At 72.3% G+C, this 10,468-nt stretch carries 8 protein-coding genes; 1 reads left to right on the top strand and 7 read right to left on the bottom strand.

Annotation, left to right across the window (positions count from 1 at the left end; genetic code table 11):
• The 4 genes from AC1D12_RS13795 to AC1D12_RS13780 all read right to left on the bottom strand — a co-directional run.
• Positions 1-232, bottom strand: a 232-nt coding sequence (locus tag AC1D12_RS13795) for an RBBP9/YdeN family alpha/beta hydrolase (protein ID WP_477840984.1), incomplete at its 3' end; no start/stop codon positions are given.
• Positions 233-257: 25 nt separating this feature from the next.
• On the bottom strand, positions 258-476 hold the full coding sequence (locus AC1D12_RS13790; protein WP_047503889.1) for a TOBE domain-containing protein: 219 nt from the start codon (positions 474-476) through the stop codon (positions 258-260).
• 227 nt (positions 477-703) lie between these two features.
• Positions 704-2,467, bottom strand: a complete 1,764-nt coding sequence (locus AC1D12_RS13785) for a carbohydrate-binding protein (RefSeq protein ID WP_477824598.1) — start codon at positions 2,465-2,467, stop codon at positions 704-706.
• A gap of 266 nt (positions 2,468-2,733) precedes the next feature.
• Positions 2,734-4,812 (bottom strand): glycoside hydrolase family 52 protein, encoded by a 2,079-nt coding sequence (locus tag AC1D12_RS13780; RefSeq protein ID WP_477824597.1) that lies wholly within the window; start codon positions 4,810-4,812, stop codon positions 2,734-2,736.
• Between the two features lie 107 nt (positions 4,813-4,919).
• Here AC1D12_RS13780 and AC1D12_RS13775 point away from each other — a divergent pair, with 107 nt between their 5' ends.
• Positions 4,920-5,795, top strand: coding sequence for an AraC family transcriptional regulator (locus AC1D12_RS13775; RefSeq protein ID WP_477840982.1), 876 nt, complete (start codon positions 4,920-4,922; stop codon positions 5,793-5,795).
• Between the two features lie 19 nt (positions 5,796-5,814).
• Here the strand turns inward: AC1D12_RS13775 and AC1D12_RS13770 are convergent, their stop codons facing one another.
• The 3 genes from AC1D12_RS13770 to AC1D12_RS13760 all read right to left on the bottom strand — a co-directional run.
• The gene (locus tag AC1D12_RS13770; protein ID WP_477824596.1) at positions 5,815-8,745 is read right to left on the bottom strand and encodes a response regulator; all 2,931 of its coding nucleotides are present in this window, start codon (positions 8,743-8,745) and stop codon (positions 5,815-5,817) included.
• On the bottom strand, positions 8,742-9,800 hold the full coding sequence (gene cheB, locus AC1D12_RS13765) for a chemotaxis-specific protein-glutamate methyltransferase CheB (RefSeq protein ID WP_465110145.1): 1,059 nt from the start codon (positions 9,798-9,800) through the stop codon (positions 8,742-8,744). Before cheB ends, AC1D12_RS13770 begins: the two co-directional genes overlap by 4 nt.
• The coding region (locus AC1D12_RS13760; protein ID WP_477840980.1) for a response regulator at positions 9,782-10,468 on the bottom strand (687 nt) is incomplete at its 5' end. The genes cheB and AC1D12_RS13760, both read right to left, overlap by 19 nt.

Below are 10,468 nucleotides of genomic sequence, written 5' to 3'. Positions count from 1 at the left end.
CCAGGCAGCCGAAGCTGTGCGCCACCGCGACCCACGGCCCGGCCGGCTCGGCGGCCAGCGTCTCGCCGATGCGGATGGCCCAGGCCTCGAGGTCGGCGCTGTCCCAGTCGTCCTGCTCGACGCGCACCGCGCGGCGAAAGTGACCCTGCAGCCAGCTCTGCCAGTGCGCCGGACCGCTGCCGCGCAAGCCGGGAATCACCAGCACGCGCACCGGACTGCCGTGGAATGCCATCGCGCCGTCTCCTTCGGACGCTGCGTCAGAGCGTCGCGATCGACACCTCGGTGGACTTGACCAGCGCGATCACGTCCTTGCCGACGGCCAGCTTCAGCTCCTTCACCGAACGCGTCGTGATGACCGACGTGACGATCAGGCCGGACGGCGTCTCGACGTCGATCTCGGAGACGACCGGGCCTTCGATGATTTCCTTGACCTTGCCGCGGAACTGGTTGCGCACGTTGATGGCGGTGATGCTCATGAATGACCTCGGGGTGAGAGTGAGCATCGATGATGGGCACGCGGCGCGGCCGTCGCAACGAATGAAACCGGATCAGGTCATGCGGATAGCGAATTTGAAATGAAAGACGCCTTCCCCCGCGAAGGGAGAAGGCGCTGAAGGATCCAGCTACGCCCGCGGATCCGGCTTTGCCGGTCCGCCAGGCGGCGCCCCTTGGGGGCAGGAGCGCAGCGACTGGGGGGCCCTGTCTACTTCCAGTCGGCCGACTGCAGCAGCGGGTCGACCGGCAGGCCGAAGCTGTTGCCGACCTTCTGGCCCACCGTGCCCGGGGCCGCCAATGCGGCGCTGCCGCACGAGCCGCTGGCCGGCTTGATGATGGCCCACAGCATCGCGCCGTCACGCGGGTTGCGGTTCGACGCCGTGCTGTTCAGCACCGCCGTCGTGTAGCGCTGCACCGAGTACGGCAGGTTCAGCGTGGCGCCGTACTGGTCCTGCAGGTTGCGCGAGCCTTCGCACTGCGCGTCGCCGTCGTTGATGACCAGCTGGCCGCCCGCCCAGCCTTCCGGCGCCGGCTCGAAGCCGATCGACACGATGGTCGACGACGGGTAGAGGCTGCGGTACTGGTTGTACGCGACCACGCCGTCGAAGTGCTCGTAGCGGGCGTCGTAGCTCATCACGTTGACGAGGTCGAGCATCGCCGCCGTCGCCGGATACTTCAGCACCACGCCGCGTTCGCGGCCGGCGTTGCCGCCCCAGTACGACAGCTTGCCGGCACAGCGCGAGTCGGCCGTCGTGCCCGAGGTGCAATCGGCGCCGCTCGACCAGCCGGCCAGCGTCAGCACGCGGCCGCCGCCTGCCAGGTCGACCGCCTTGCGAAGCGCCTTGATGGCGTTGGCGTAGCGGTCCACGTCGCCGTCGACCTCGTAGTCGACGTCCAGGCCGTCGAAGCCCATCTCGGTCTGGATCTTCGCGAGGGCGTTGATGATCGGGCCGCCGCCGGCCGCGCCTTCCGCCGCGATCGGACCCCAGTTGTTGTAGGTCGCGCCACCCACGGCCAGGATGATCTTCTGGTTGCGCTTGTGCAGCACGTCGATCGCGGCCTTGATGTCACGCGGCGTCGCGTTGAAGTTGATGCCGGTGCCCGAGAAGCTGTTCGTCGCGATGCCGGCCCACGAGAAGTTGGGGTCGGCGAACGAGGCCATCACGTGCGTGTAGGTCGCCGGCACGCGCGCCAGCTTGCTGGCGTTGTAGACCTCGGCCGGGCTCTTGCCGGTGGCGTCGAACCAGTTGTCGCTCCAGCTCGGGTAGTAGCCGACGTAGACGCGCTTGCTCTGGTTGGCCGAGAGCGCGCCGGCCGGCAGGTCGCCCGCGGGAGCGGGAGCCGGGGCCGGCGCCGGTGCGGGTGCAGGAGCCGGGGCAGGCGACGGCGCGGGGGCCGGTGCCGGCGCCGGGGCGGTGCTGCAGTTGCCGGTGGCCGTCCACGGCTGGCCGCTGCCGACCGGGCCGYTGTTGGWSGACGGGTTSTKGCCCTGCGTCCACCAGTTGGCCTTGTAGTTCACGCCGTTGACGCTGACGACTGCGCCGCCGTTGTAGGCGGTGCTGGCCGACCACGGCATCGCGCAGGTCCCGGGCGCGGGGGCGGGCGCCGGGCTCGGCGCGGGGGCCGGCGCAGGCGCGGGAGCAGGTGCCGGAGCGGGCGCCGGGGCCGGGGCAGAGCCGGTCGGCGACCACAGCGTCGGCGTCGCGGCCGGGTTCCAGTTGGTGCCCGCCCATGCGGTGTGGGTCACGAGGGCGACGTACAGCACCCCGTTGTAGCTGACGATGGTGCCGGCGGTGTAGGTCACGCCTTCCTGCCAGGCCGGGGCCGTCGTGGCCTGCGCCAGCAGCATCCCGTCGAACGACGAGGCCTGTGCGGCCACGGCCGCCGTCGCCGGCTGCAGGGTCGCTGCCTGCACCTGCGACCACAAACCGCCGATGGCCACGGCCACCACGGTCATTCCCACGCTCTTCATGATCTGTCCCTTTCAGTGTTGTTGACAACGAAGCACTGAGGGAATTCTCGAAGCCGCCTTCACAGGCAGCGACGTGTGTCTTGCAACAAGATGCGAGCGCTTTCAGAAACGTAACGATGCTGGCTCCAGCCGCCAAGCCGGTGCCATCGGTCGTCAATGCGAGCGATCAACAGGTATTGAATTGGTTATATACCGGTCTGCTTTGGTACTCGTCCTGTCGCACAGCTTACGTTTGGTTTCAAACAAGGCGGCCGGCGTGAACCCGGTCAACCCTCGGTCAGCCAGATCTGGCTGCTGACGCCGCGCGGGTAGTACTTGGCCGCGAACACCAGCCCGTTCTTCACCTGCTCGCTCCAGCAGTGCACGCTGAGCTCCGGATGCAGCTGCCAGGCGGCATGGGCCTCGTCGGCGCGGGCGCCGGCGGCGCCCAGGTCCATCTGCAGGATCTCGCGGGCGACGAACTGGCAGACGTAGGCCTTGGCCGGGAAGGTGTTGTCGCTGCGCGAGGTGATGCGCCAGCCGCCGTCGGGGAACAGGCAGGTGTCCTCGCGCAGCACATGCTCGCCGACGTGGCGTTTCAGTGCGGCGAGGTACGGCGCGTATTCGCCGTCCGCTGCCAGCGCGTCGCGGCAGCCGGCGAACCACGGGTAGGCCAGCGCCTCGATCACCGGCAGGATCACCGCGTCGTCGTCGGGCGCTTCCAGCAGCGCCGGGATCAGGCCGTCGGGCCGGGTGACCGCCACCACCGTCGCGGCGGCGCGCCGGGCCTGCGCATGGGCCCGTTCGGCCAGCGCCGGCCGGTCGAGCTGCGTGAACAACTGTTGCAGGATGACCTGCGCCGCCCAGGCCTTGCCGGCGATGTAGGTGTTGCCGGCGGCCTGGCCGAGCGACGGGTCGAGGCAGTCGTAGGTCGTGATCTCGCGCCCGCCCTCGCAGCGGCTGCTGTCGGCACGCGGCACGCCGTTGCGCCGGGCCGGCTCGGGGTGGTCGCGCCGCTCCAGGCTCTGCAGGCAGCGCTCCAGCAGCGCGGCGTGGCGGCGTGCCCAGGCGAGGTCGCGGCCCTGGTGCACGTACAGGCCGGCGCACAGCGTCCAGTTCAGCAGCTCTTCGGTGGTCATCTGCGAGAAACAGCCGGTCAGCCCGGCGCGCTCGTAGGCCGAGCGGCCCGGCGGCGAGAAGATGCCGTCGACGCCCATGTCGTGCGTGAAGCTGACGCCGTCCTCGTCGTCGTACGAGTAGCCGGCGGCGTACTGGTCGAGCACGTTGCGGATGGTCCACGGGTGGTGCAGGCCTTCGTACAGCGAGTGGTCGGACACCAGGTCGAGCGTGTTCAGCATGTTGTACTCGCCCTCGTTGACGACCCACAGCGCACGGCCGTCGCGTTCGAGCAGCTGGGTCGAGTAGAGGTAGGAGCGGGTCGCGTGCGCGACCGTGAAGCGCTGCGCCGGCGACAGCGCACTCGCCGCGAGCCGCTGGTCGGCGGCGCGGCTGGCCTGCACCGCCTCGTCGAAATCCGACAGCGCGAAGCGCGCCACCGACTCCACCGAATCGAACCAGCGGTTGTAGAGCTGGCGGGTCGCGATGCCGCCGGTGACGACGCCGGCGCGGTGGAAGCAGAACGCGAAGCGCAGCGTGCGCCGCTCGCCGGCCGGCACTTCGGCGCAGACCACTCCCCAGCGGCCGAGCATCGTCGCGCGGTTGCTCGCGTGCCGGTCGCCCAGCACCGCGAGCGGGTCGAAGCCGATGCCCGACCAGGCGCCGGGCGCGTCGGTGGCGAAGCCCTGCTCCAGGCCGTCGCCAATGCCAGCGCCCTGGTCAAGCGACAGATGGCGCATCCCGCGCAGCGGATCGATGCCCGACAGCCCGACCGCGACCCGGCGGGCCCGCGTGCCGGCCCGGTTGTCCACCTCGATCTCGGCGCGCACCGCGGGCACGAACGCGCGCTTCGCGGCCAGCGGTTCGCCGGTATCGGGATCGGGCAGGTCGCGCACCGGCGTGTACAGCGTGAAGCGCAGGTCGCCGGCCTGCCAGCTGTCGGTGGCGAGCGAGAACTCGCGCTGCACCTCGTCCAGCGCGAACAGCCGCGCGCCGAGGCCCGACACGCCGAGGTGCGAATCACCCTGGTCGCTGACGAAGCGCTGGCGTTCCGCATCGTCCGGGGGCTCGCAGAACGGCAGCGTCTCGAACAGGCCGGGCTGCTGCGCCGATTCGAGCGCGACCAGCACCGACTGGCCGGGCGCGCCGCACAGCTCCAGGTCCATGCCGCCGCGGGCGCCGGGGAAGCCGAGCGTCAGGCTGGCGTGGGCGCCGACCGGCGCATGCTGGGTGTTGAAAAAGCGATTCATCGGCAGCCTCGGTGTAAGGTCGCGATTCTGCGAGCGCCGCCCGTGCCGGGCCATGTCCCGATGCGGGACGGGCTTGCCCTGAGCCGCGACGATCGACCCACTCCTTCATGTACCCCGTCCGCCCCGAGACCGCCCTGCCGGACTACGCCAAGCAGCCGGACGTGCGCACCACCGTCACGATGACCGACGCGCACACGCGCCGCGTCGGCCCGCGCTGGCAGTACCCGCGCCACGACCATCCGTACTTCGAGCTGTGCCTGCTGCTCGCGGGCCAGCAGCAGGTGCGGCTGACCGGCCGCACGCTCGCGCAACAGGCCGGCGACCTGCTGCTGATCACGCCGTTCGAGGCGCATGCGTCGAGCACGCCGGTCGCCGCGCGCCTGTACTGCGTGCACTTCGACCTCGACGACCTGGAACTGCGCCGCCTGCTGTGCCGTGCCGGCACGCGCATCTTCGCGGCCGACAGCGCGCTGACGCAGCGGCTGCAGCCGGCGCTGCAGCGCATGCTGGCGCTGGCCGCCGACCATGCGGCGCTGTCGCCGCTGGTGCACCGGCTGGAGCTGGGCGCCTCGCTGATGGCGCTGTTCGCCGCGTTGACGCGCGGGCTCGAAGAAGAGGACATCGCCGCCGCGCCGGTGCCGCAGCTCGCGCTGCAGACCGCCGGCCGGCTGGCCGAGCTGATCGAGCGCGAGGTGCAGAGCGGCGGCGCCGAGACCTCGCTCGAGGCCGCGATCCGGCGCCTGGGCTACACGCCGGACCACGGCAATGCCCTCTTCCGTCAGGTGTACGGCATGTCGGCACGCCAGTACCGCTCGACGCTGAAGCTGCGCCGCGCGAAGCTGCTGCTGATGGATGCGCAGCTCGGCATCGCCGAGGTCGGCGAGCGGCTCGGCTACGCGAGCGGCGCGCACTTCAGCCGGYAGTTCAAGCGCTGGTGCGGGGTCGCGCCGGCCGACTACCGGCGCGACAGCGGCAGCGGCTGACGCGCGCCGCCGGCCGTCCTCACGGATCGGCGGCCGGTTCCAGCCGTTCCGGCTGGCCGAAGGCCCGCCGCACCTCGCCGAGGAAGCGTTCCTCGCCCAGTTCGCCCTTGCGCACCACGCTCAGCACGTGGCCCTCCAGCTGCTGCCGGTCTTCGTCGCTGAACTGCCGCGCCGTCACCATCACCACCGGGATGTTCGCGGTGTGCGAGTCGCGCTTCAAGGCCTCGATCACCTCGAGGCCGCCGATGTCGGGCATCAGCAGGTCCAGCACCACCAGGTCGGGCCGGTGGCGCCGTGCGAGCTCGATCCCCTCCTGCCCGCCGAAGGCGCGCAGCACCTGGTAGCCCGGCTGGCTCAGGTAGGCACTCATCAGCTCGACGGCGGCCGGGTCGTCGTCGACGAGCAGCACGCTGACCCCGCGCGACGGCGTCGGCGCGAAGCCCATGCGCGCCAGCTCGTGCGCGAAGTCGCCGCGGCCGACCGGCTTCTGCAGCACGGCCGACGCGCCCACCGACAGCCCGATCTCGTGTTCGTCGGCCACCGACACCACCACCACCGGGATGTCGTGCCAGGTCGGCAGCTCCTTGATGCGCGCGAGCAGGTCCCAGCCGTCCATGCCGGGCAGCCGGATGTCGAGCGTGATCAGGTCCGGCCGGCAGTCGCCGGCGAGGGCGAGCGCGGCCTCCGCGGACGGCGCGTGGCGCACCCGGAAGCCGATGCTCCCGAGCTGCACGCGCATCAGCGCGGCCGCCTGCTGGTCGTCCTCGACCACCAGCGCCAGCGGCCGCAGGCCGGCCTCGGCCTCGGCTTCGGCCTGCGCAGCGGCGTCGGCCGAAGCCGGCGCGGCGGCGGCGCTGCCGCGCCAGGGCAGCCAGACGCTGAAGCAGCTGCCGCGCCCCGGCTCGCTCGTCACCGCCGCCGTGCCCTCGTGCAATTGGGCCAGCCGCAGCACCGTCGCGAGGCCCAGCCCGGTGCCCTCGACGCGGCGCGTCAGCTCGTTGCGGATCTGCGTGAAGGGCGTGAACAGCTGGTCCAGGGCGTCGGGCGCCATGCCGATCCCGCTGTCGGTGACGCTGATCTGCAGGAAGGACTGGAACGGGCTGTCGGGCAGCGGCAGGTGGCGACCGGTTGCGAAGCCCGGCAGCCCGTGCCCGGCCTGCCGGCGGTCGACGCGGCTGGCCCGCAGCACCACCTCGCCGCCGTCGGGCGTGAACTTGACCGCGTTCGACAGCAGGTTGTAGACGATCTGCTTCAGGCGCCGCCGGTCGGCGCGGATCGGCTCGGGCCAGCCGGCACCCTGCACCGTCAGCCGCACCCGGTGGCTCGCCGCCCGGTCCTGCACGACCGCCAGCGCGCCGTGCAGCAGGCCGTCCAGCTCGATGGCTTCGAGATCGAGATCGGCCTTGCCGGCCTCGATCTTCGACAGGTCGAGGATGTCGTTGATCAGGGCCAGCAGGTGCTTGCCGCTGTCGTGGATGTAGACCATGAACTCGCGCTGGCGCGGCTCGAGCGCGCCGCCCAGGCCTTCGCGCAGGATCTCCGAGAAGCCGATGATGGCGTTCAGCGGCGTGCGCAGCTCGTGCGACATGGTCGACAGGAACTCGGTCTTGGCCTGGTTGGCGCTGGCCAGCTGCGTGTTCAGCGCCTCCAGCGCATGCTGCTTCTGCTGCAGCACCTCCACCAGTTCGGCGCGGCTGTCGGCCAGCGCGCGCGCGGCGCGGGCCTCGGCGGCTTCGTGCTCCACCGCGAGCAGCTCCAGGCGGATGCGCCGGTTCTCGTCCTCGAACTGCTTGCGCCGCAGCTGGGCCCGCACGCGCGCCTTCAGCACCTCGGTCTCGCTGGACTTCTGGATGAAGTCGTCCGCGCCGGCCTCGAGCGCGTCGAGCATCGTCGCCCGGTCCTCCATCGACGTCAGCATGATGAGCGGGATCTCGCGCATCACCGGCGCGGCCTTGATGCGCTGGCAGGCGGCCCGCCCGCCGAGCCCGGGCATCAGCAGGTCCAGCAGGATGCAGTCCACCTTCTGCACCGCCAGCAGGTCCAGCGCCTCCTCGCCGGAGCGCGCCGCCACCACGTCGTAGCCCTCGCCGCGCAGCAGCTGTGCCGTTTCGGCGAGGTAGGTCGGGCTGTCGTCCACCGCCAGGATGCGCTTCGGCGCGAGCAGGCTGCCGCTGCGCGCGGGCAGGCCGGTGGCGGCGCTGCGCAGCATCGCGGCCAGCCGCGCGAGCACCACCTCGACGTCCTCGTCCTTGTGCACGAAGGCATCGGCGCCCGCGTCCAGCGCGCGCGCCTCGGCCGTGCCCTCCTCCGATCCGGTCAGCAACAGGCAGGGCACGGCGCGCAGCGCGATGTCCAGCCGCAGCCGGCGGATCACCGTCGGCCCGTCGATGCCCGGCAGCACGCTGTCGACGATGACCGCGTCGGGCCGCTCGGCCGCGGCGACGCGCAGGCCCTCCTCGCCGCTCGCCGCCACCAGCACCGGATAGCCGGCGGGCTCCAGCGCCTCCCGCAGGGCCTCGCGGAAGGTCCGGCTGTCGTCGATCACCAGCACCGTCGGGCCCTGCCGCACCGCCTGCGCGCGGCGTGCGCGCAGCAGCTCGCGCGCCTTCGCCACCACGAAGTGGATGTCGTAGGGCTTGCCGACGTACTCGTCGGCCCCGGTGCGCAGCCCGCGCAAGCGGTCCTTCACCTCGGCCTCGCTCGACAGCATCAGCACCACCGCCTGCGCGGCGCCGGGTGCGGCGCGCAGTTCGCCCAGCAGCTGGACGCCGTCGCCATCGGGCAGCAGCACGTCCAGCACCACCACGTCGGCGGCACCGCGCGCAAAGGCCGCGCGGGCGGCCGCCGCCGTGGCACACAGCTGCACGCCGAAGCCGGCGTCCTCGAAGGCCTCGCGCAGGTCCATGCGAACCGTGAGGCTGTCATCGACGATCAGCACGCTGTCGCTCATGGCAGCGGTCCTCCGAGGGTGTGCACCGCCCGCGCGAGCGCCGGGCCGATCTCGGCCAGCGGCAGCACCTGCCCGGCGGCGCCGAGCAGCGCCGCCTCGCGCGGCATGCCGTAGACCACGCTGCTCGCCTCGTCCTGGGCGATCGTCACGCCGCCGGCCTGCCGGATCTGCAGCAGGCCGGCGGCGCCGTCGCGGCCCATGCCGGTCAGCAGGCCGGCGGCGGCCGCTGCGCCGCACTCGGCGGCGACCGATTCGAACAGCCGGTCCACCGACGGGCGGCATGAATGCCGTGGCGGCTCCTGCGTCAGGCGCAGCACGCCTGCGCTGACCACCAGGTGCCGGCCGGGCGGCGCGGTCACGATCTGCCCGGCCAGCCCGGCCAGCGGTTCGCCGTCGCGCGCGCAGCGCACGCGGTGCGGCGTCTGCGCATCCAGCCACTCCGCGAAGGCGGTGCCGAACGGCTCGTTGATGTGCAGCAGCACCAGCATCGGCACCGGCAGCGGGGCCGGCAGCCCGCGCAGCACGTCGACGATCGCGCCCGGCCCGCCGGTCGAGGCACCGAGCACGACCAGGCGGCAGGCGGCCCGGCCGGGGTCCGCGGCGCGCGGCACCCGGTCGGCCTGGCGCGCCCGCAGGTGCGTGATCACGCGGATGCGCGCCACCCGTTTCACCAGCGTGACCAGCTGCTGCTCCCACGCGCCCTCGGCCGCGTCGGCCGGCGCCTTGTCGAGCACGTCGACCGCGCCGGCCGCGAGCGCGTCGTAGGTCTTGAACAGCTCGCCGCGGTTGGTCGACGACGACACCACCAGGATCGGCGTCGGGCAGTGCGCCATGATGTACTCGGTGGCGGACAGCCCGCTCATCAGCGGCATCATCATGTCCATCGTCATCACGTCCGGCCGCAGCGCCTGGCACAGCGCGACCGCCTCCTTGCCGTTGGCCGCCTCGCCGACCACCTCGATCGCCGGGTCGCCCGCCAGCACCTCGCACAGCCGCTTGCGCACGGTGACGGAGTCCTCGGCGACCAGCACGCGCGTCATGGCACCTGCACCCATTGCTCGACCTGGCGCAGGAAGTCGGCCTGCACGAACTCGCTCTTCACGATGTAGCCGCGCGCGCCGACCTGCTCGCCGCGCCGGCGGTCTTCCGGGGAACAGCGCGAGGTGACGAGGATCGCCGGCACGTCGCGCAGCGCCGGATCGGCGCCCGCGTGCTCGATGAAGCTGAAGCCGTCCATGCCCGGCATCTCGACGTCGACCAGGAACAGCGCATAGCGCTGGCGCCGCGCCTGCTCCAGCGCGTCCTCGGCCGACACCGCGGCATGCACGGCGTAGCCGGCCGATTCGAGGATGCTCTGCTCCAGCATGCGCGTCGTCAGCGAATCGTCGACCACCAGCACCGGCAGGCGCGGCGCGGCCGGCGGCGGCGCGGCCACGCCGGCGGCCTGCGCCTGCGCGACCAGCGCGTCGGCATCGAGCACGATCTGCGGGCGGCCTTCGACGTCGATCGAGGTGCCGGCCACCAGCGCGGTGGCGGGCGCGAGTTCGGGCAGCGGCCRCAGCACCAGCGTGGCGGTGCCGAGGATGCGGTCGACGCCGATCGCGGCGCGCGTGCCGGCGCCTTCGACGACCAGCGCCGAGGCCTGGCCGGTGCGCGGCGCGGCGCGCCCCGGCTGCAGCAGCTCGGCCAGCGCGACGTAGGCGATGGCCTCGCCGTCGTGCAG

The sequence above is a fragment of the Rhizobacter sp. P1_G5 genome (genome assembly GCF_056405435.1).
Note: the sequence above shows the minus strand (reverse complement) of the source record. Positions and strands in the feature narration are given on the sequence as shown.